This window comes from Bacillus sp. T33-2, from assembly GCF_002860205.1.
In the GTDB taxonomy this organism is placed as follows: domain Bacteria; phylum Bacillota; class Bacilli; order Bacillales; family Cytobacillaceae; genus T33-2.
In genome coordinates this window covers 343,154-364,652 of sequence record NZ_PGVB01000010.1, presented here as the reverse complement: position 1 = coordinate 364,652, position 21,499 = coordinate 343,154, and the positions used below count along the sequence as shown (strand labels likewise).

The following is a 21,499-nucleotide window of genomic DNA, read 5'->3' as shown; positions in this document are numbered from 1 at the left end:
TGTATTCCTGAAGTCTATTGGCGAGATAAAAAACATGAGTAAAACTAGCTCCTTTAACAGGTGTATTCCTGTATGTTGTGTAGCACATCAGAATGGTTCTACAGCATTGCACCATCAATGTTTCATGTATCACGATTAGTAAATATATTCTGTTTCCCATTTAGGGTAAGGTATTTCCGGAAGGGTTCCACATACGGGGGAAAGGTAATCCTGTGGGGTTTTAAAAATATAGTATGTTAAACAGATTTGTTCAACTGAATTTCTGGCAATTTTTGCTTGGCTATCCTGGCCGTTTCATCGTAACCGTTAAAATATGCTTTATACATATTCCCATATGCTTCAACCCTGCTTAAATATGATAAGTTAATAATGTAGGATCTGTGCGAAACCATAAATCTGGAATCGAGGACTTTCAGTAAATTGGTCAATGAATCATTAATTTCAAATTGTTGATTCCGGGTGTGGATCACCGTTTTGCGCTCGGTTCGTTCAATAAAAAAGATGTCATCAAAGGGGATGAACGTCATATGGTTATATTGTTTAATCAATAGATTCTTTGAATCTTTTTTTCCAGTATCTTTGTTGGCTTTCAAACGCTCTGATGCCCTTTGCAAAGCCGTATATAACCTTGCTCTTTCAACCGGTTTTACAATATAATCTGCGGCACCTACATCAAAAGCCCTTACCGCATACTCTTCATTCCCGGTAATAAATATGACCTGCAACCCAGGAAAAAGCATCTTGCAGGACTTGATGGCTTCCATGCCATTCAGCTCAGGCATGCCGATATCGACTAGTGCGATCTCCGGTTTTTTTGTTGTGACAAATTCAATCAATTCCTCACCATTGCATACTTCTCCGATAATCTCATATTTAACCAGATGTTTAATGAAATGTTTTAACAATTTCCTCAATGAAGGATCATCTTCAGCTATTACTATTTTCAAATCAGACATCCCCTTTTGTGTTTTGCGATTCCTATCTCTAAACATGTTTTATCCTACGAAGTAACATGAAAATGGCTAGCTGCAAGTGTTGGCAGGCTACCCATAAGTCGAAATTTGTCGTAATACTAATACTTTAGCAGACATGAGGAACAGCGCAAGGGGAAATCCGCTCATTTTGTTCGGTAAATGTTGTTAAAGAGCAAGTGTATAAGCATATCATTTCCAGCTGAGTTGGAATCATTAGTTGCGTGGCAAGGGGGGACAGTGGTGGTCAAATGTTTTTCGAATCTTTTTATATATTATATATGAAAAACAACAAATACCCTTTGCCCAACGATACCGGCATGCCGCTTGCCAAAGTTGAATCAATGTCGTACCATAATTGTTCTAAAAAAGGTTATTCAGGGATTGGGGTGGAAATATATATGGTGAAAGGGGGATCGGTATGAAGACAATGGAAAATTCTCATGTATCAAAGCTTTGTGCGTTCCTGGCAATACCATTGATTTTTTTTTCAAGTGCGTGTGGAGTAAAAGAGGAGGCATCCCCTAAAGTGAAAAAATCCCATAACGGAGAAAACGCAGAACAAGCCGAAGCTCCGATGCAGCCGGAGAACCAGGATAGTGGTGAAATTGACGAAAAAGACATCCCCGACATTCCAATCCATCCGATACAGGAAGAAAAAAATGCAATCAGGACGAAAGCAATAAAGAGTTATTTGGCAGAAAATTTTCCGGGCGTTTCATGGTACCAGCTAATTGAAAATATGCAAGTGACGGGCGAGAAGCTCACCATACGAAATAGTGATGCTATTGATGTCAATGCGCGTAAAGGTGCAGCCAGTGCTGTTTGGGAATACGTGAACAGCAGTGCCAGCAACTTCAAGCTGAAAACAATTGTGTTCCAGGACAAGGACGGCAAAATGATATCGTTCGAAACGAATCCACAACACTAAAAACCAGGTGATTCAAATAAGGAACCAAAATACCAAAGAAGGATCGTTGAAAACGGTCCTTTAATTCGTTTCATAGTTTTGTGCGAGCATTTAGAATTTTCCTGGTTATTCGTTTATTTGTTAAAATATTATTACAACCGAACACATAAAGGGGGCCAGTCAATGATTCAGTTCGACAACGTTTCAAAGCATTATCCTGATGGCAGCATTGCAATAAAAAATATGAACTTGGAAATTAAGAAGGGCGAATTTTTTGTGCTGATTGGGCCGAGCGGATGCGGCAAAACGACAACCCTTAAAATGATCAATCGCTTAATTGATCTGTCTAACGGGACAATTTTCATCCAGGGCAAAATGATCAGTGATTATGACATTCACGAATTGCGCTGGAATATCGGCTATGTCCTTCAGCAAATCGCCCTGTTTCCTCATATGACGATTGAAGAAAACATTGCAATTGTTCCTGAGCTAAGAAAATGGGACCGCAGAAAGATAGAGGAACGGATTGATGAGCTGTTGGAAATGGTCGGGCTGGAGCCGGATACATACCGCGGCCGAAAACCCGCGGAGCTTTCAGGGGGGCAGCAGCAAAGAATTGGTGTGATACGCGCTCTTGCTGCAGATCCTGAGATTATTTTAATGGACGAGCCTTTCAGCGCACTTGATCCGATCAGCAGGGAAAAACTGCAGGACGATATTCTGGAGCTGCAAAGAACCATCAATAAGACCATTGTTTTTGTTACGCATGATATGGAAGAGGCGTTGAAGCTCGGGGACAGGATTTGTGTCATGAAGGACGGGGAAGTTGTGCAGTTGGGGACGCCAAGCGATATCCTGCAAAACCCGGCCAATAATTTTGTAAGACAATTCATCGGAAATCAGAAAATGTTATTAGATGAGAAAATTGATCTTGAACAAATGGTGAGTAGAATGTCCGAAACAGAGAATATATTGTCTTCTGAACGAGCCCTTCCATCTTCAGCTTCTTTAAAGGAGACGCTTGATAACCTAAAACATAACGACTTAACAGCAGTTGAAAAAGACGGGGAGATCATCGGCACGATTGACCGGCAATCAGTCATTCACTATTTGGCTGAACGTTTGCAGGAAAGAGGCAAAGACAATGGATAATTTAGCTGATGTTTTTTCAGAACGGCGGGGAGACCTTGCAAGTGCATTGCTCGAACATATTCAGATTTCGTTTATCGCCCTCTTTTTTGCAGTCATTATTTCAATCCCGCTGGGCATTTATTTAACACGGGAAAGGCGATTAGCCGAAAGCATTATTGGAATTACAGCGGTATTGCAAACCATTCCGTCGCTGGCTCTTCTCGGGCTTCTGATCCCATTGGTAGGCATAGGGAGGGTTCCCGCGATTATTGCACTTGTCATTTATGCACTCCTTCCGATACTGAGAAATACATACACAGGGATTAAAGAAGTCGACCCTTCGTTGATTGAAGCAGCAACAGCGATGGGTATGAATAATCGGAAAAGGTTAATAAAGGTAGAGCTTCCTCTCGCTATGCCTGTCATTATGGCGGGGATACGGACAGCGATGGTTTTAATAGTAGGGACAGCAACGCTGGCTGCTCTCATTGGTGCCGGTGGATTGGGAGATATTATCCTGCTGGGCATTGACCGGAATAACTCTGCTCTCATTATTCTTGGTGCTGTTCCGGCTGCGCTTCTGGCAATCCTTTTAGACGTGCTGCTCCGAAGATTTGAAAAGTTATCTTTTAAGAAATCTATGGCTACCTTAGGAATCATAACTGCTGCAGCGTTGCTTATCATGATCCTTCCTTTCATTACAAGAGACGAACAAAAAGATATCGTGATCGCGGGAAAGCTGGGTTCAGAGCCGGAAATACTCATCAATATGTACAAGTTGCTTATTGAGGAAGAAACTAATTTAAATGTTGAGTTGAAACCGGGATTCGGAAAAACCTCATTTGTTTTTAACGCATTAAAAACAGGAAGCATCGATATTTACCCTGAGTTTACTGGCACAGCCATTTCTGAGTTTTTAAAGGAAACAGCCGTAAGTACAGACAGGGAAGAAGTTTATGAACAAGCAAAAAATGGGATGTTAAAAGCATTTGATATGGGAATGCTGCAGCCGATGCAATTTAATAATACTTATGCATTGGCAGTGCCAAAGCAATTAGCAGAACAATACGGTTTAAAAACAATTTCCGACCTTAAAAATGTACAGCAAAACATCAAGGCCGGCTTTACTTTGGAATTCGTTGATCGCGAGGACGGATACCGCGGGATTCAAAAGCTTTATGGAATTTCATTCGCGAACGTAATCACGATGGAACCGAAGCTCCGGTACGAGGCTGTTGAAGCTGGCGATATCAACCTGGTAGATGCATATTCGACCGATAGTGAATTGGAACAATATAATCTTACTGTGCTGGAAGATGATCAAAGCTTATTCCCACCCTACCAGGGTGCCCCGCTGCTAAGGAAAGAAACTGCAGAAAGATATCCGGAAATGGTAGAGGCCTTAAACCAACTTGCCGGCAAAATTACAGACGATGAAATGCGGGAAATGAACTATTCAGTCAATGCAGAAGGCAAGAGCGCCGCGGAAGTTGCCAAAGAATATCTTGAAAAAGAAGGACTTCTATAAGATTATGATGCTTAAAAGCCTCGATTCCTTTCGACATGAAAGGATCGAGGTTTTTTAAAAACATAAGAATGTATAAAATATAAAATTTTTAGTTAGACCAGTGTCCAGCTCCAGCGCCTAGCCCCTCGGGTCATAAGCCACCTCACTACGGAAATCAGGATTATCCTCCGTGATGCGTCTTATGCCTGTCGGGGCTGGACAGGCGCTTGCGCTTTTCTTATTCCGGCCAGATTCCTTGAAGATTATTTTTGATAAAATTCGGCTCATGTGACAATAGATGCTTTTATATTTTTATTGTAGGTAAATTGATATATTGTTGTAAAAATAAGAACGGGACTATGGTTTTAAATATTGTTAAAACATTACGAAAATTTTGTAAATGATTGAAAATCTATAGATTCTGCCTTGCTTTTATCTTAAAATTAGTTACGGATAAAATAGATTTAAACTGTGAAGAAAGAAGAGGTGAACCGCTGATACAAAAACGATAGTTCTGGAGATATCGCTATTTGAAGGACAGCCTCCCAGTTTATCCCTGCATTAGTCTGGTCAGTGGAAATTATTGTCGATTTTCCTTTTAAGATGTGTGCTTATCGTATCACTAGAATCCCCGGCTGAATACAGAATTGAACGTAAAAACTATTATATTGGAGGAAATGGCATTGAGAATAATCAAGAAGCAATGGTTTATTTTAACGATGGTTATTGCCTTGCTAGCCAGTACTATCATACCTTTCGTGCAGAGCGCCAGTGCGGCTGAGCCGATCACAGTTGCCAAGGCTATCGCGAACAACTCTGGAACGGCTACTGTTAAGGGGTATATTGTCGGGTATACGAAAGGCACCAAGAATTATCAATTTACTGCTCCTTTTACGAGCAATCAAACTACCAATATAGCGATTGCGGACAGTGCGGATGAGAGAGATCCGGACAAAATACTTCCGGTTCAACTTCCGTCGGGTGCGTTCCGTGATAAATTTAACTTGTACGGCCACCCTGAAAATTTGGGGAAAGAGATTTTAGTAACAGGATCTTTAGAAGCATATTTTACTGTACCAGGATTGAAGTCTCCGACCGCGATGAGCTTTGTAGGAGAACAACCTGAAGACCCAGGCAGTTTTGAGGGGATAGAAGGCCTGAAAATCCACGACATCCAGGGAGCAGGCCACAATTCTCCTTACAAGGACCAAAATGTAAAAGGTGTAGAGGGAATCGTCACCCATGTGGTGGATGGAAGCAACTTCTACATGCAGGACCCAGCTCCGGACGGTAATGCCAATACGTCTGAAGGGATCCTTGTTTATAAGCCGAGCCATCGCGCTGCTGTTGGAGACCTTGCAGCGGTGAATGGACTTGTTAAAGAATGGGTTCTGGATGGTTACAGCGACAAGCTGAAGACAGACCTCGCGATGACCGAAATCAATGCCCAGAATGGTTCTGTGACGGTAAAAGCGTCACGCCAGGAGCTTCCGGCAGCCCTTGTCATCGGCAAGGACGTCATACCTCCAACACAGATTGTTGATAACGACCAATTCGGCACTTTCGATCCCGAACAGGATGGAATTGATTTTTACGAAAGCATTGAGGGAATGCGTGTAGCGCTGGAAAGCCCGACTGCTGTCGCTCCGCAAAAATACGGGGAAATTCCTGTGATTACTGAAAAAGTTCCAGGAAAAGTTTATACGACTCCAGGCGGCATTCCACTTGCGAAAGATAACGCAAACCCGGAAAGATTGCACCTTCTTTTCGGCGACAGGAATTTTGTGTCCAAAACAGGCGATAAGTTTAACGGAACAGTGACAGGTGTAGTCAGCTACTCATACCAAAATTATAAAATCCTGACTGATAAAGCAGCTTTGCCGCCACTTGTGGAAAGCGGTTATCAGCGTGAGGTAACAGAGATTGTAAAAAATGAAGAAAAGCTTACTGTTGCCACCTACAATATGGAGAATTACACGGCAGCCGAAACCGAAAAAACAGACAAAATCGCTGAGTCGATTGTTAATAACCTTAAAACTCCTGACATTATCGGATTGGTTGAAGTCCAGGACAATAATGGTGAATCTGCTGGTGAAACAGATGCTTCCCAGAACTATCAGGCTCTTATAATTGCAATTGCGGCAAACGGCGGGCCGACATATTCCTGGACAGATATCGCACCTGAAAACGATCAGGATGGCGGGGCACCAAACGGTAACATCCGCGTTGGATTCATCTATAATCCTGACCGTGTCCAACTGGCAGAAGCGCCAAAAGGAACGGCAACCCAGGGGGTTGGTTATGAAAACGGCTCATTAACCCTTAATCCGGGCCGTATTGACCCAGCTAATCCGGCGTTCAATTCAAGCCGAAAGCCGTTGGCTGCTGAATTTACTTTTAATGGCGAAGAAGTGATCGTCATAGCCAACCACTTCAACTCCAAAGGCGGAGACCAGCCAATTTTTGGGAAGAACCAGCCGCCGGTCCTTGGCAGCGAAGCTCAGCGGATGGAAATCGCCAATGCAGTGAACGGTTTTGTAGCGAATGTTAAAAGCAAAAACGCAGATGCAAACATCGTTGTTCTTGGTGACTTGAACGACTTCGAATTCTCCAACCCTTTAAAAGCTTTGAAAGGCGACGTCTTAACAAATTTAATAGAAAAAGTTCCTGCTGCAGAACGATTTACGTATAACTATCAAGGGAATTCCCAGGTGCTGGACCATCTACTTGTTTCCAATAATCTATCCGAACGCGCTGAAATTGACATTGTCCATATCAATTCCCCATTCATGGAAGCGCACGGCCGGGTGAGCGACCATGACCCAGTCATGACCCAGCTTGATTTCGAAGATGGTCCCTATACACTTTCCATCATGCATACAAACGACAGTCACGCAAATGTGGAGCAGTATCCTAGACTGACAACAGCTGTTAAGGAAGTCAAGGCCCAAAAGCCAAACTCATTGCTAGTGGATGCAGGTGACGTCTTCTCTGGAACACTTTACTTCAACCAGTATCTTGGACAGGCCGACCTGGAATTTATGAATGCGCTTGGCTTTGATGCCATGACGTTTGGAAACCATGAATTTGATAAAGATTCGACTGTTTTGGCCGACTTTATTAAAAATGCTGAGTTCCCTTTCGTCAGCGCGAATGTGAATGTAAAACAGGATCCAGTTCTCGGACCGTTGTTTGTAAACGAAAACAGCACAAACGCCCAGGACGGAAAAATCTATCCAGCAATCGTGAAAGAAGTGAATGGGGAAAAAGTCGGGATCTTCGGATTGACAACTGAAGATACCACTTTCCTGGCCAACCCTTCTGATGACATCGTATTTGAAAATGCTGCTGAGAAAGCAGATTCTACAGTTGCAGCACTGGAAGAGCAGGGTGTAAACAAAATCGTTGCCCTTTCCCACCTGGGACATGGGCCAGATCAGGAGCTCGCAGCAAGCGTTGATGGGATAGACGTCATTGTTGGCGGCCATTCCCACACCAAACTTGATCAGCCGGTTGTAATTGAGAAGGAAGAACCGACTGTCATTGTCCAGGCTAATGAATACCACAAGTTTTTAGGAACCTTAAATGTCACTTTTGACGATGCAGGTGTCGTCACAGCATCGGATGGCAAGCTTCTTGATGTGTCAAAGTATGCTGAAGATGCAGCAGCAAAAGCACGTGTCGAAGAGCTAAAGGCTCCGCTTAACGAATTGAAGAATACCGTCGTTGGTAAATCTTCAGTTGTCCTGAATGGCGAGCGTGCTGATGTCCGCTCGAAGGAAACCAATCTTGGGAACTTGATCGCCGATGCCATGGTCGAAAAAGCCAATGAATTTGTGCCGACAACGATTGGGATGCAAAATGGCGGAGGAATCCGTGCTTCTATTGATGCTGGGGATGTTACATTAGGTGAAGTCCTAACCGTGATGCCTTTTGCAAACCAGCTTGTCACGCTTGATTTGACCGGTGAGGAAATTTGGCAGGCACTTGAACACAGTGTTTCAAAGGTTGAATCAGGTGCAGGCCAGTTCATGCAGGTATCTGGCCTGAAATTCAGCTACGATCCTGCAAAGCCGGCAGGGGAACGCGTATGGGCCGTAGAAGTAAAAAATGCCGATGGCGGTTTTGAAAAAATCGACCTGACCAAGACCTACTCCGTTGCAACAAATGCGTTCGTTGCCGATGGCGGTGATGGTTATACCGTCTTCAAGAAAGCAAAAGACGAAGGCCGCATCAACGAATTGTATGTTGTTGATTATGAAGTGCTCAGAACCTATTTTGAAAACAACAGCCCGGTTTCACCGGCAGTCGAAGGACGCATCAATGCCGGTGCAGAACCGCAAATCCAGACAGGCTGGGTACAAATTGACGGAAAGACATATTACTTTGATAAAAATGGTATGAAGCTGACTGGCTGGGTAGAAGTAGAAGGCAAAAAATACTACCTTGATCCGAACGCAGATGGGGCCCTGGTTACAGGTTGGCTGACTTTGGATAGTAAAACATATTACCTGGATCCAAATATGGGTGGCGCCATGGCGGCAGGCTGGCTGAACCTTAATGGCAGCCGGTATTACCTTGACCCGGCAAACGGCGCAATGCAAAAAGGTTTTGCCACAATTGACGGCAAGCGGTACTATTTCGAAGAGTCCACCGGCATCATGAAATCCGGCTGGGCAGACATCAAAGGCAAAAGGTATTATTTCAATGAGGATGGCGTCATGCTGACAGGTTTGCAAACTATTGACGGCAAACAATATTACTTCAATAAAAATGGGGTTATGCAGAAAGGCTTTGTGAAAATTGACGGAAGATGGTACTACTTCAAAGCCGATGGATCCGCGGTCACTGACCAAAGGGAACTTTTGCGCTATTTGCTTCGATTATTGTTCAAATGGTTTTAACTCTTTTTGATTCTTTCGAAAGAAGATAAGCTGCAGCCCTTAAAAAACGCTGGACGGAAATTTCCGTCCGGCGTTTTTATGTAGTTTAAGTCCATGTGCATTTGTGTCTTCGCATAGAAAAATGTTTCACCTTTACTTAAACTGTTTTATTACTTAAACTATTTTGTATGGTTTTATTATTGAGAAAAAAAGCAGTATATGAAATTATAAGGGTTTTCTGATACTTTGTCGTACAAGAATAGAAGGGAGTTCACTAGCTTTGAATTTATTTCAAATGTTTTCAGTCGCTGCCGATCGTTTTCCCGAGAAAATCGCTTTGATTCAGGGTGAGAGGCGATATACATATGCCCAGCTCTCTGAGGAAGTGAACCGGATTGCTTCGTCATTCAATAAACTCGGTTTAAAACAGGGTGAACGTGTAATGGTCCTCCTTAAAAATCGGCTGGAAACAGCTGTTGTGTTCTGGGCTGTGCAAAAATTGGGCGCGGTTTTTTCACCTATTAATCTTCGTTTATCCATGAATGACATCCTTTATTGTGTGAATGACCTTGAAGCAAGGTTTATTGTATTTGAAGATGCGAGCAAACATCTTATAAAGAATCAAAAATTTCATGAACGCCCATTGTTCATCGGGTTGGAAAATATGCTTGGCGACATCAGTTATGCAGAACTGCTCAAAGAGGGAACAGTACAGGTTGAGCCATGTCCTGTTTCTGGTGATGATCTTTCAGTTATTTTATATACGTCTGGAACTTCAGGAAAGCCCAAAGGCGTACCACGCTCCCATAACAATGAGTACGCTTCCACAGTGGCGCACATCATCCAGTGCCATTACCGACAATTCGACAGAACCCTTGGCATTCCTGCTTTGTCACATACGATTGGCTTGCGGTCACTGTTGGCGGTCACATTTCTTAATGGTGTATATGTGGCACTCCCGGATTTTGACCCGTATGAAGCACTGGATGCAATCGGAACAGAAGAAATTAGCTGCCTTTTCCTAACGCCCACTTTGTATCATGATCTAGTTTCGCACCCACATGCATATGGTTGCGAGTTTACCTCGGTGCGCTCTATCGTCTATTCCGGCGCCCTCATGCCAAAGGAGCTGATCCATAAATGTGAGGAGCTCATCAAGCCTGATTATTTTGTGAACCAATACGGGAGTACGGAAATTTATACATTCACAACGTCTGATGTGAGAAAGAAACCTGGCAGTGCCGGCAAACCGGGGATGCATGAAAGAATCAAGCTGGTTAAGCCTGACCGTGAAAGAAAATCACCTCTCCATGAAATAACGGCGGGTGGAGAAATTGGAGAAATCATCGTTGAAATGAATTCGCCGGAAGCTTTCAGAGGATATTGGAACCGCCCGGATGCAACAAAAAAAACGATCAGGGATGGTTGGTATTTGACGGGCGATATTGGTTTTAAAGATGCAGACGGTGACCTGCATGTCGTCGGGCGTATCGATGACATGATCATATCCAGCGGTGAAAACATCTACCCACAGGAAATAGAGCAAGTCTTGGCCGAACATGACAGTGTACTGGAGGCTGCTGTTGTTGGCGAGGAGGACGATCGCTGGGGACAGGTTGTTACAGCATTTGTTGTTACAAACAATATTGGGTTAACCCCACAGGCATTGGATCATTTTTGCAAGCTTCATAAACGGCTGCCAAATTACAAGCGGCCAAGAAAATATGTATTCGTGACGGACATTCCCAAAAATTCAGCCGGGAAAATTCTGCGGCGGGAACTAAGGGATGGGAACTTTACCGAAATTGCACTGTGAAGCAATACTTCAAGCAATGTTCGAAGATAGAGGAAGGTGGTATTCTTGGCTGGACTTTTAATTGTCGACGACGACATAGAAACTAGGCAAGCTGTCCGTTCAATTATCCAGGGCAGTCCATTTTCAGATTTGCCCATATGGGAGGAAGAAACAGCGGAGAAGGGCATGGAAAGGCTGAAGGACAAGCAACCATCTTTCCTGCTGCTTGATCTGTCACTGCCAGATATGGATGGCATTGCCCTCGGCAAAAAAGCATTGGATATTGACCCTGAAATCCATGTAATAGCCGTTACACATCTGCAAATGTTTCAAACGGTTCAGGTATGCATCAATGCCGGTTTCTCGGCATATTTGTTAAAGCCGCTTTCAAAAGGTGAACTGCTGCAAATTTTTGCCCGTCTCCACACTGCTGAATTACTGCAGGCCTCCATAACTCATTTGAACAATAAGGATCAACATATTGGAGAAGTGTTGGAAAAGGATTTAGGAAATCCGATTCAAACGGCGATTAAGTACATCCAGCTAAATTATCATAAGCCACTTCACCTTAAGGAGGTGGCTGATATGGTTTACCTTAGTCCGTCACATTTCAGCCGGCTGTTTAAAGAAGAAGCAGGCCTCACTTTTATTGAGTATTTGACGGATTACCGACTTGATAAATCAAAGCACTTATTAAGGATGACATCCATGCCAATTGAAGTAATTGCAAGCATGACCGGTTTTGCAAGCTCAGCATATTTCTCGACGAGTTTTAAACGGAAAGAAGGACAGACTCCAAGTGAATACAGGCAAATGTGTTCATTTTCTACGACCGGGTGACGAGAATCCGGTCGTTTTTTTGTTAACTTGGCCTTTGTTTCCTGATCAATGACCGGGCAAGAATCCCCCTCATTTTAGAAAATTATACGAACAAAGCAAAAAAGTTAAAACGAAGACGAGATGATTTTAAAACAGAACATCTCTCGTTGATTCTATAATTGGGTTGTAAGCGCATCCAATTGATTGCGAAAGCTTCCTGTTAATCTTTCCGTTTTCTGTCATGATGCTGGATGTGAAAGTGCTTATTTACAATAGGATGTGGGGGAGGATTGTCAGTGGACATTCAAAGAATAATGGTAGTCGGTGCTGGCCAAATGGGCAGCGGCATCGTACAGGTACTGGCCCAGTCAGGCTACCAGGTGATCATGAATGATATTAAAGAAGAATTTGTCCAAAGAGGACTCGATAAAATCACAAAGCAGCTGCAACGTGATATTGAAAAAGGGCGCAGGACGGAAGAAGAAAAAATAGCGCTTCTTTCCAGGATTAAGGCTTCAACGGACCTGGAGCATGCAAAAGATGTCCAACTGGTGATTGAGGCAGCTACTGAAAACAAGGAAATCAAGCTAGGGATTTTCCGCAAATTGGATGAGATTGCACCAAAGGATGCAATCCTGGCAACCAATACTTCTTCGCTGCCGATTACAGAAATTGCGGCTGCGACCAATAGACCTGAAAAAGTGATCGGGATGCACTTCTTTAATCCTGTTCCGGTGATGAAGCTGGTGGAAGTGATCCGCGGCTTGGCGACTTCTGACGAGACATTTGCGCTCATTGAGAACCTTGCTAAAGACGTGGGGAAAGTGCCTGTAGCGATCAAGGACTTTCCGGGATTTGCAGTAAACCGCATTCTTATCCCGATGATTAACGAAGCAATCTATGCTGTTTATGAAGGTATATCGACGCCAGAAGGCATTGATGAAGTGATGAAGCTTGGCGCGAACCATCCGATGGGACCAATCACATTGGCAGACTATATTGGGCTGGATGTTTGCCTGGCCGTCATGGAAGTGCTCCATGAAGGATATGGTGATCCAAAATACCGTCCATGCCCACTTCTGAGAAAATATGTAGAAGCAGGGTGGCTCGGGGTGAAAACAGGGCGCGGCTTCTACCAGTACAACTAAAGGAGACTGCTATGCGAGAATTTAATAATCTTATTTACATAGTGGAAGATCAGGTAGCAGTTATTACCATCAACCGGCCGAAATTTTTAAATGCGCTGAATTCAGAGGTGCTGCATGAGCTTTCAGAAGCAATTGATGAAATAGAAAAAGATGCAACTATCCGCGCTGTTGTCCTGACTGGTGCAGGGGAAAAAGCATTTGTTGCAGGGGCAGACATTTCTGAAATGCATCAGAAGAATAAGCCAGAAGGCCGGGATTTTTCTTTTTACGGCAACAGTATTTTTTCAAGGCTTGAAAAATTACAGCAGCCGGTCATTGCTGCTGTTAATGGTTTTGCCCTAGGCGGCGGCTGTGAATTGGCATTGGCTTGTGACATTCGTATTGCCAGCAACAGGGCTAAATTTGGCCAGCCAGAAGTCGGCCTCGGGATCATGGCCGGATTTGGAGGTTCCCAGCGTCTTCCCCGCCTTGTCGGCAGCGGCATCGCAAAAGGACTGCTGTACACAGGAGATATGGTCACGGCTGAACGGGCCTATGAGATAGGACTTGTCAACCTTGTAGTTGATCCGTCTGAAGTGCTAGAAGAAGCAATGACAATGGCCAAAAAGATCGCCGCCAAGTCTCCAATCGGAGTCCAATACACCAAGAAGGCCATAAATGAAGGTTTGGACATGGATATTGAAAGTGCGATTTCACTGGAATCAGACTTATTTGGCTCTCTTTTTTCAACAGAAGACCAAAAAGAAGGAATGTCAGCATTCCTGGAAAAACGCCCTCCAGTTTTTAAAGGGAAATGACAACAGCATGATTCATTTAAAGTTATACAAAGGGGAGAAACATCTATGAGTGAGGTATTTATACTTGGCGGGGCCAGAACCCCATTTGGCACATTCGGAGGTTCATTAAAAGACGCAGATCCAACGCAGTTGGGCGTCACAGCAAGTAAGGAAGCACTAAAAAGAAGTGGAGTAACAGGAACAGATATCGATCTGTCCGTTGTCGGGAATGTTATTCATTCGGCTAAAAACGCACCTTATGCAGCAAGGCATATCGCGCTGCAATCAGGGATGCCGATCAATAGTCCCGCGCTGGCAGTCAACCGGTTATGCGGTTCCGGCCTTCAGGCAGTCGTATCCGTTGGACAATCGATCCGCCTTGGCGAAGGAGAGGCAGGGTTGGCGGTCGGTACAGAAAGCATGAGCATGGCCCCATTTGCATTGCGGGGCAGCCGGTTTGGCACAGGATTAAAATCCCCGCAGGTGGATGATATGCTGTGGGCCGCCCTTACGGATGAATACATCGGTATTGGCATGGGAATGACTGCAGAAAATCTGTCACAGAAATACGGGATTTCCCGTGAAGAACAGGACGAGTTTGCGTTGGAAAGCCAGCAGCGTGCAGCGGCAGCCAGAAGGGAAGGACGACTGGCGGAAGAAATCATTCCTGTTGAAATCGAGACGAAAAAAGGAATGATTACTGTCGACCAGGATGAACATATCCGCGAAAACTCGACAATTGCAAGCCTGGCAAAGCTGCGGCCATCCTTTAAGGCAGACGGCACTGTTACAGCTGGCAATGCCAGTGGCATCAATGACGGGGCAGGAGCTGCTGTCCTTGCATCTGAGTCATTTGTAAAAGAAAAAGACCTGAATCCGATAGGCCGAATCGTGTCCTGGGGCGTGGCTGGCGTTGCACCGGAAATTATGGGAATTGGACCTGTCCCTGCCATTCAAATGGCTTTAAAGCGGGCAAATATGAGCATCCAGGATATCGATTTATTTGAAGTGAATGAAGCATTTGCAGCACAGTATCTGGCTGTTGAAAAAGAACTTGGCCTGGACCGGTCAAAGACAAATGTCAATGGTGGTGCCATAGCACTCGGGCATCCAGTGGGAGCAAGCGGCATAAGGGTTCTTAACTCATTGGTCTTCGAACTGAAAAGGCGCAGCCAAAAATATGGGGTTGCCTCGCTGTGCATTGGCGGGGGCCAAGGCATAGCCGCAGTAGTTGAAGTGTTCTAATTGGTTACTTTCATAAAAATTTTCAGGAGGAAAAAACATGAGCTATCAATCAGAATATCAAGCAAAGCGTTTAAGTGCTGAACAAGCGGTAAGATTTATTGAGCCCGGGGATGACATCATTTTTCCTGTCAACCCCGGTGAACCTCTGGCCTTGCTGGGAGCGCTGCCTTCCAACGACACATTGTCCGGGAACCGGCTATACCGGATGCTTCCAGCCTACCCGGTTCTTGAAATAGAAAAGGAGCGGATCCAGCAAGTTTCCATATTTCTGAGCGGACATGACCGCAAGGGTTTCAGTGAAGGCACAATTGATTTACTTCCAAACCATTTTTCAGATATTCCATCCTTGCTACAACGGGCCACCTCCAACCGTGTGATTATGGCTGCGGTTTCTCCAATGGATGAGAACGGTTATTTTACACTTGGTACAAGCCTGTCCTATGTTGGACCATTGCTGTCAGAAGCCAAGTCAATCATTCTTGAAGTCAATAAAAATATGCCGCGTACATTCGGTGACCAGAACTTGATCCACATAAGCCAGGTAACGGCTTTTATTGAAAACGATTTCGTAATCCCAACCTTGCCGGATCCAGTGTTGACCGAGAAAGACATGAAAATTGGGCAAACAATTGCTGATCTCATAAAAAATGGCGATACGATCCAAATCGGTTTCGGCTCTATGCCGAATGCAGTCATGGAATATTTGAAAGGCCATCGCGACCTCGGTGTATATACAGAAATGCTTCCTGATAAAATCGTAGACTTATATGAAAGCGGAGCCATTACGAACCAGAACAAGAAAATCTATAAAGGTAAAACAACCGCAACCTTTGCCCTCGGTTCCCGGAGGTTGTATGATTTTATCGATAATAATACTGACATTCTTATGCTCCCGTGCGATGTCTGCAATGATGTCCGCAACATCGCCCAGCTGGACAATCTAGTTTCGGTAAATACAACGGTAGAGGTTGATTTTCTTGGCCAGTGCAACTCGGAAACTATTAACGGAAAATATTATTCTTCATCAGGAGGACAGGGGGATTTCACAAAGGGTGTCCGCCTGACAGAGAATGGCAGGGGCATCATTTGTCTCTACTCCACTGCAAAAAATGATACGATTTCAAAGATCGTGCCAACTTTGCCTCAAGGTGCTGTTGTCACAACATCCAAAAATGATGTCGACATCATTGTAACTGAATTTGGCAAAGCGGAATTACAAGGCAAGACAGTCCAGGAACGTACAGAAGCACTGATTAAAATCGCACACCCGAATTTCCGGGAGCAGCTCACTTTTGACGCGGTGAAAAAAGGGTTCCTGCCACAGAAGAATTTTTATTTAGTGTGACAGGAACGGTGCACTGACGTATAAAATATAAAAGCAAAAGCGCCGCCGTGTTGACATTTACCGGGCGGCTTTTGTTTATGTAGCAATACCATAAGAAAACCGCCAACAATTTCAGTGTGCTGAAGTATTTTCCATTCTTTGTTGACAACTCGAAAGTGAAGTTTTAATATATAATTGAACAGTGGTCAATAAGGAGGGCGAAATGTCACCAAGAAAATCAGTACAACAAGAACTGACACGGGAAATGATAATGGATGCAGCTAGAGACTTGTTCGTCAGCAAAGGTTACGAGCATGTTTCCATGAGGCAAATTGCAAAGGTATTGAATTATAGCCACGGGGCCATTTACTACCACTTCAAAAATAAAGCAGAGCTATTCTATGCCCTTGTCGAAGATCATTTTCAAATGCTGTCTGATGAATTAGATCTAGTAATGGACAAAGATTTGGATCCGAACGAAAAACTCAGGCAGGTGCTGCTTGGCTTTATCGAATTTGGGCTTACACACCAAAGCCACTATGAGATCATGTTTTTAATTAAAGACGAAGAAGTCAGGAATTTTATCAATCAGGGCCCTGATAAAACCTATGAAAAATTTGCCCAAAGTGTAGATCTTTTAAGTGAAAACAAATTATCCATCCAGCAAATATGGAGCTTGTTTTTATCGCTGCATGGATTTGTGACACACTATTGCCGGTATGTAAACAGTTATGAAGACGTAAAAAGCCTGGCTGTTTCCCACGTCAATTTGCTATTAAAATCACTCAAATAATTTTTTTTGATACTTATTGAACACTGGTTAATTAATGATGGTTGTTTGTAAAATCAAATCATTAATCAATGTGTGTTATTGGGGATCGAAAGCGGGTCAAAGGGCAACCAATCAGGTTATTCATGAAGTTAAAAAGGGAGGAATTTTTTATGGTGAAAACATTAGTATTAGGGGCTTCCGGCGGAATGGGTTATTCAATCGTGAAAGAACTCTCTAGCAGGGGGATTGCAGTTACGGCATTTGCCCGTACACGCAATAAACTGGAAAAATTGTTCGCAAAAGACCCAAATGTTACGATTTATGCAGGCGATGTATTTAAGATGGAGGATTTGCAGGCGGCTGCCAGGGGTGTAGATATTATTTTTCAGTCGGCAAATATACCATACCAGGAGTGGGATCAAAATCTGCCCACGTTGATGGGGAATATTATCAAGACAGCACAAGATCAATCGGCTAAGCTTGCCATTATCGACAATATTTACGCTTATGGACGCAGTGCCGGAAAAAAAGTTAACGAAACTACCCCCAAGGTGCCTCATACGAGAAAAGGCAAAATACGCCTGCAACTTGAAAAAACGGTCAAACAATCGGGCGTACCAGCGGTAATCGCTCACTTTCCTGACTTTTACGGGCCAAATGCCGAAAACACTATTCTGCAGTACACACTTCAAAACGTTGTCAAAAATAAGAAATCAATGTTTGTTGGCGACAAAAGCATTGCCCGGGAGTTTATTTTTACGCCAGATGGTGCAAAAGCGATCGTAAACTTAGCGCTAAATGATCAGGCATACGGCCAAAACTGGAATATACCAGGGTATGATGTTATTACAGGTAAGGAGTTGATCAAGACTATCCGGCAATTAACTGGATATGAAAAGGGGGTGTCAACTGTTACCAAGAATATGATCAGACTTCTCGGCCTTTTTAATTCGGGAATGCGGGAAGTTGTTGAGATGTACTATTTGAATGAAGAACCAGTCGTCCTAAACGGGGAAAAATATGAAAAGCAGATTGGCCCGCTGCCCCGTACACCATATAGAGAGGGATTAAAACAGACTCTGGCTCATATGAAAAATTAACCGTGTTAACTTTTGGAAAGTAAAAGGTTATGATAACCAAAAAAGAAACTGCCGGTTCAGCCCGGCAGTTTCTGTTACGGCTTACGAAACAAGACGCCCTGGAGGTTTGTTCAGTCCTCCAAACTTCTTCAAAGAAAAATATGTGAAAATACCCATGGAAATGATTGTCCACAATAATGATATTTTCGGATCAATATTCGTGACGACGAACAATGAAGGGATGTTCCCATAGACAGAATCATCCATCGTCAAAAACCATCCGATGAACATATTATTTGCCGCATGGGCACCAATCGTGAGCTCTGAGCTATTTGTCTTTGCTGAAATATAGCACCACAGAACGCCTGAGATCAAATAGTCACTTCCGACGAAAAACCGTGAGTAGCCCATTTCAGGATTTGAAAAGTGTAAAGAGGCAAATATGAAGCCGACAATTAATGAAAGAAGCAAGGCATTGTTTATCTTCCTACCAAACCATTGCATCAGATACCCCCGGAACAGCAATTCCTCCGACGTAGTTTGGAGAGGGGTTAAAATTAACACAAATAAAAAGAGCTTGAAAAAATCCGTAACTTCAATATTGTTTAGAGAATAGTCGGACGGATTCAAAATGAAGTCAATAATAGTGGTCCCGGCAATTAATGAAAAAAATACAGCAAATCCCCAGGCCACCTTCTTCCAATTTAAATTTTTATCAGCTGTAATAAGCGTCTTAATGCTTCTTTTATGAATGAGCCTCATCAGCAACGCCAGCCCAAAAAACCAAAACACGTATATGATGTGTGAGAGTACAAAGTCTGCCAGTGGATCAATATGTACATTCTCTGCTTTTTTTGCATCATAATACGACGCCGGATCTCCATCATTGGTTACGTACCATCCGCTTGCTGTGAAATAAGCAATTGACCCGAGGAACATGAATCCTAATAACAGCACAAAGGAAGATAAAAACCTTTTCCAATTGTTACGTCCGGCAGCAATTTTAATAAAATTTCCTCCCAAAAAACCACCCCAAAAATAATAATGACAACTTAGATATTAACATTTTCACATAATTAAAATAGCACTGCATTCACAAACCTGTCCTTCTTAATATTTATTTACGACAGCAGGCAATTATCGCAAGTTGGAGAAATTTTGTTCATACATTAGTGACCGGGGCAAGTAATTGCCCCGGGTATTTCATCAGAATGCTACCCTACATCTTTTCCCAGTGCACTGAGTAATTCTTGGATATCCATTGACCCCGCATTTCCAGCTTTCCGCTTTCTTATTGCCAAAGAGCCGTTCTCGACTTCTTTATTACCGATAATAATCATGTAAGGGACCTTTTCTAGTTCAGCCTCCCTTATTTTTAATCCGATTTTCTCTGCCCTGTAATCTGCATCAACCCGGTATCCGGCCGACTGTAATGCTGATTTAACCTGCTCTGCATATGCTGCATGGACATCCGCGATAGGCAGTATTTTTGCCTGGACCGGCGCAAGCCAAAGAGGGAAGTCTCCGGCATAATGTTCAATCAGGATTGCCATAAAACGTTCGATGGAGCCGTAAATAGCCCTGTGGATCATGATTGGCCGCTGCGGTTTATTATCTTCTCCAAAATATGAGCAATTGAATTTTTCCGGCATAAGGAAATCCAATTGGACTGTTCCGCATTGCCAGTTGCGGCCGAGGTAATCCAAAATGTGAAAATCAATTTTCGGCCCGTAAAAAGCCCCGTCTCCAGGATTAATTTCGTACTGTACACCTTTTTTGTCCAGCACCCTTTCCAAAGCTTGCTCTGCCATATCCCAAATTTCCTCGGAGCCCATGAATTCCTGGGGCCGAGTTGACAGCTCTATTTTGTAATTAAATCCGAATTGTGAGTAGAACTCATCAACCAAATCCAGAACTTTATCGATTTCCTCTTCTATTTGGTCCTCGCGCACAAACAGATGTGCATCATCCTGTGTGAACGACCGCACCCTTAGCAAGCCGTTCAAGGATCCGGATAATTCATGGCGGTGTACCAGCCCGAGTTCGGCAAAGCGTAAAGGAAGTTCCCGATAGCTTCTGCGCTCACTGTTAAAAATTAATATGGCACCAGGGCAATTCATCGGTTTTAAGGCGTACTTCTGGTCATCTACATCGGAGAAGTACATATTGTCATGGAAATGATCCCAGTGGCCTGACTGTTCCCAAAGTTCCTGCTTCATCATGATCGGTGTTTTAATTTCCTGATACCCCGCTAATCGGTGTTTCTTTTTCCAGAAGTACTCGAGCTCATTGCGGATGGCCATTCCTTTTGGCAGGAAGAATGGCATCCCGGGAGCCTGTTCCATTGACATGAACAACCCCAGATCCTGCCCTATTTTCCGGTGGTTTCGCTGTCCTGCTTCATTTTGAATTGACATGTTCATTCCTCCATTTTTTTGCATTGGAATATAAAAAGGCCGCATCCATCCCAAAAGCAGGGACGTATGCGGCCGTGGTTCCACCCTAGTTCCGCAATGCAAGAAAGATCGCATCGCGCTCAAGAAAGATAACGGTTTTACCGATGATGGTTGCTGGAAGGCAGCTTTACCCATCATAGCTCAGAGGCGGTAAATCAAGCTCTTTTCTCCAGGGCTTTCAGCCGGCGGCCCTGGTCTCTGGCAAGAAAAATCGAGAATGACTCGTGTCCTCTTCATTACTGTCATATTAAATTAAATTAATTAAATAAAAAAACGCACCCATCCCTATAAAAGGGACGAGTGCGGTCGTGGTGCCACCCTAATTCCGTAATGCATGAAAGAATGCATTACGCTTAAGAAAGATAACGGTTTTTTACCGAAAATGGTTGCTCATCATGCAGCTTTACCCATTCAGCTCCAAGGCGGTAAATCAAACTCATTTCTTCAGGGCTTTCAGCCGGCGGCCCTGATCTCTGGAAAGAAAAGTGGGAATGACTCATGTCCTTTTCATCGCTATGACTAAATGTTGTTATTTTTCCAAAATTGTAAGCCAGTTACTTGTTAAAGTCAAGACTTAGTTGAAAAATGGGAAAAAACCAGCTCTCCGACATGAGAGTGGGTGCGGGTCTACCGGTTTGATTGTAGGCTGCGTTTCGATAGTGATTCGTGCATTATGATTTTGG

The 21,499-nt window shown here is 43.7% G+C and carries 15 protein-coding genes and 1 other annotated feature; of the genes, 12 read left to right on the top strand and 3 right to left on the bottom strand.

From position 1 onward, the window contains the following. Positions 1-236: 236 nt before the first annotated feature. Positions 237-956, bottom strand: a complete 720-nt coding sequence (locus CVD19_RS08755) for a LytR/AlgR family response regulator transcription factor (RefSeq protein WP_257985080.1) — start codon at positions 954-956, stop codon at positions 237-239. Positions 957-1,392: 436 nt separating this feature from the next. Between CVD19_RS08755 and CVD19_RS08750 the strand changes: the two genes are divergently transcribed. From CVD19_RS08750 to CVD19_RS08695, 12 genes are all read left to right on the top strand, one after another. Further along, the gene (locus CVD19_RS08750) at positions 1,393-1,902 is read left to right on the top strand and encodes a hypothetical protein (RefSeq protein ID WP_101581465.1); all 510 of its coding nucleotides are present in this window, start codon (positions 1,393-1,395) and stop codon (positions 1,900-1,902) included. Between the two features lie 162 nt (positions 1,903-2,064). Beyond that, positions 2,065-3,033 (top strand): ABC transporter ATP-binding protein, encoded by a 969-nt coding sequence (locus tag CVD19_RS08745; protein WP_101581464.1) that lies wholly within the window; start codon positions 2,065-2,067, stop codon positions 3,031-3,033. Next, positions 3,026-4,540 carry an osmoprotectant update ABC transporter permease/substrate-binding subunit OpuFB gene (opuFB, locus tag CVD19_RS08740; RefSeq protein ID WP_101581463.1) on the top strand — a complete coding sequence of 505 codons (1,515 nt, stop codon included), beginning with the start codon at positions 3,026-3,028 and terminating at the stop codon, positions 4,538-4,540. Before CVD19_RS08745 ends, opuFB begins: the two co-directional genes overlap by 8 nt. 671 nt (positions 4,541-5,211) lie before the next feature. Further along, entirely contained in the window at positions 5,212-9,423 is a 4,212-nt protein-coding gene (locus tag CVD19_RS08735; RefSeq protein ID WP_374702878.1) for a 5'-nucleotidase C-terminal domain-containing protein, read from the top strand. A 259-nt stretch (positions 9,424-9,682) separates the two neighbouring features. Then, complete coding sequence (locus tag CVD19_RS08730) at positions 9,683-11,218, top strand: class I adenylate-forming enzyme family protein (RefSeq protein WP_101581461.1); 1,536 nt, start codon at positions 9,683-9,685, stop codon at positions 11,216-11,218. Positions 11,219-11,254: 36 nt separating this feature from the next. Continuing rightward, positions 11,255-12,037 (top strand): helix-turn-helix domain-containing protein, encoded by a 783-nt coding sequence (locus tag CVD19_RS08725; RefSeq protein ID WP_374702873.1) that lies wholly within the window; start codon positions 11,255-11,257, stop codon positions 12,035-12,037. A 275-nt stretch (positions 12,038-12,312) separates the two neighbouring features. Beyond that, entirely contained in the window at positions 12,313-13,164 is an 852-nt protein-coding gene (locus tag CVD19_RS08720) for a 3-hydroxybutyryl-CoA dehydrogenase (RefSeq protein ID WP_101581459.1), read from the top strand. 11 nt (positions 13,165-13,175) lie between these two features. Beyond that, on the top strand, positions 13,176-13,961 hold the full coding sequence (locus tag CVD19_RS08715) for a short-chain-enoyl-CoA hydratase (RefSeq protein WP_101581458.1): 786 nt from the start codon (positions 13,176-13,178) through the stop codon (positions 13,959-13,961). Between the two features lie 45 nt (positions 13,962-14,006). After that, complete coding sequence (locus CVD19_RS08710) at positions 14,007-15,185, top strand: thiolase family protein (RefSeq protein ID WP_101581457.1); 1,179 nt, start codon at positions 14,007-14,009, stop codon at positions 15,183-15,185. A 37-nt stretch (positions 15,186-15,222) separates the two neighbouring features. Further along, entirely contained in the window at positions 15,223-16,530 is a 1,308-nt protein-coding gene (locus CVD19_RS08705; protein WP_101581456.1) for an acetyl-CoA hydrolase/transferase family protein, read from the top strand. Between the two features lie 202 nt (positions 16,531-16,732). Further along, entirely contained in the window at positions 16,733-17,302 is a 570-nt protein-coding gene (locus tag CVD19_RS08700) for a TetR/AcrR family transcriptional regulator (RefSeq protein ID WP_101581455.1), read from the top strand. Positions 17,303-17,451: 149 nt separating this feature from the next. Further along, a complete protein-coding gene (locus CVD19_RS08695) occupies positions 17,452-18,381 on the top strand; it encodes an SDR family NAD(P)-dependent oxidoreductase (RefSeq protein WP_101581454.1) in 930 nt (309 codons plus the stop codon). A gap of 81 nt (positions 18,382-18,462) precedes the next feature. On the opposite strand, the gene CVD19_RS08690 is transcribed toward CVD19_RS08695, so the two are convergent. Together CVD19_RS08690 and thrS are read right to left on the bottom strand one after the other, a co-directional pair. After that, positions 18,463-19,383 carry a CPBP family intramembrane glutamic endopeptidase gene (locus CVD19_RS08690; protein ID WP_101581453.1) on the bottom strand — a complete coding sequence of 307 codons (921 nt, stop codon included), beginning with the start codon at positions 19,381-19,383 and terminating at the stop codon, positions 18,463-18,465. A gap of 191 nt (positions 19,384-19,574) precedes the next feature. Then, on the bottom strand, positions 19,575-20,777 hold the full coding sequence (gene thrS, locus CVD19_RS08685) for a threonine--tRNA ligase (RefSeq protein ID WP_101581452.1): 1,203 nt from the start codon (positions 20,775-20,777) through the stop codon (positions 19,575-19,577). A 328-nt stretch (positions 20,778-21,105) separates the two neighbouring features. Further along, positions 21,106-21,336: a binding site (T-box leader), on the bottom strand. Between the last annotated feature and the right edge of the window lie 163 nt (positions 21,337-21,499).

Coding starts and splice junctions, on each gene's coding strand:
- CVD19_RS08755 (WP_257985080.1), bottom strand. CDS start 956: ATGTCTGATTTGAAAATAGTAATAGCTGAAGATGATCCTTCATTGAGG.
- CVD19_RS08750 (WP_101581465.1), top strand. CDS start 1,393: ATGAAGACAATGGAAAATTCTCATGTATCAAAGCTTTGTGCGTTCCTG.
- CVD19_RS08745 (WP_101581464.1), top strand. CDS start 2,065: ATGATTCAGTTCGACAACGTTTCAAAGCATTATCCTGATGGCAGCATT.
- opuFB (WP_101581463.1), top strand. CDS start 3,026: ATGGATAATTTAGCTGATGTTTTTTCAGAACGGCGGGGAGACCTTGCA.
- CVD19_RS08715 (WP_101581458.1), top strand. CDS start 13,176: ATGCGAGAATTTAATAATCTTATTTACATAGTGGAAGATCAGGTAGCA.
- CVD19_RS08710 (WP_101581457.1), top strand. CDS start 14,007: ATGAGTGAGGTATTTATACTTGGCGGGGCCAGAACCCCATTTGGCACA.
- CVD19_RS08705 (WP_101581456.1), top strand. CDS start 15,223: ATGAGCTATCAATCAGAATATCAAGCAAAGCGTTTAAGTGCTGAACAA.
- CVD19_RS08700 (WP_101581455.1), top strand. CDS start 16,733: ATGTCACCAAGAAAATCAGTACAACAAGAACTGACACGGGAAATGATA.
- CVD19_RS08695 (WP_101581454.1), top strand. CDS start 17,452: ATGGTGAAAACATTAGTATTAGGGGCTTCCGGCGGAATGGGTTATTCA.
- thrS (WP_101581452.1), bottom strand. CDS start 20,777: ATGTCAATTCAAAATGAAGCAGGACAGCGAAACCACCGGAAAATAGGG.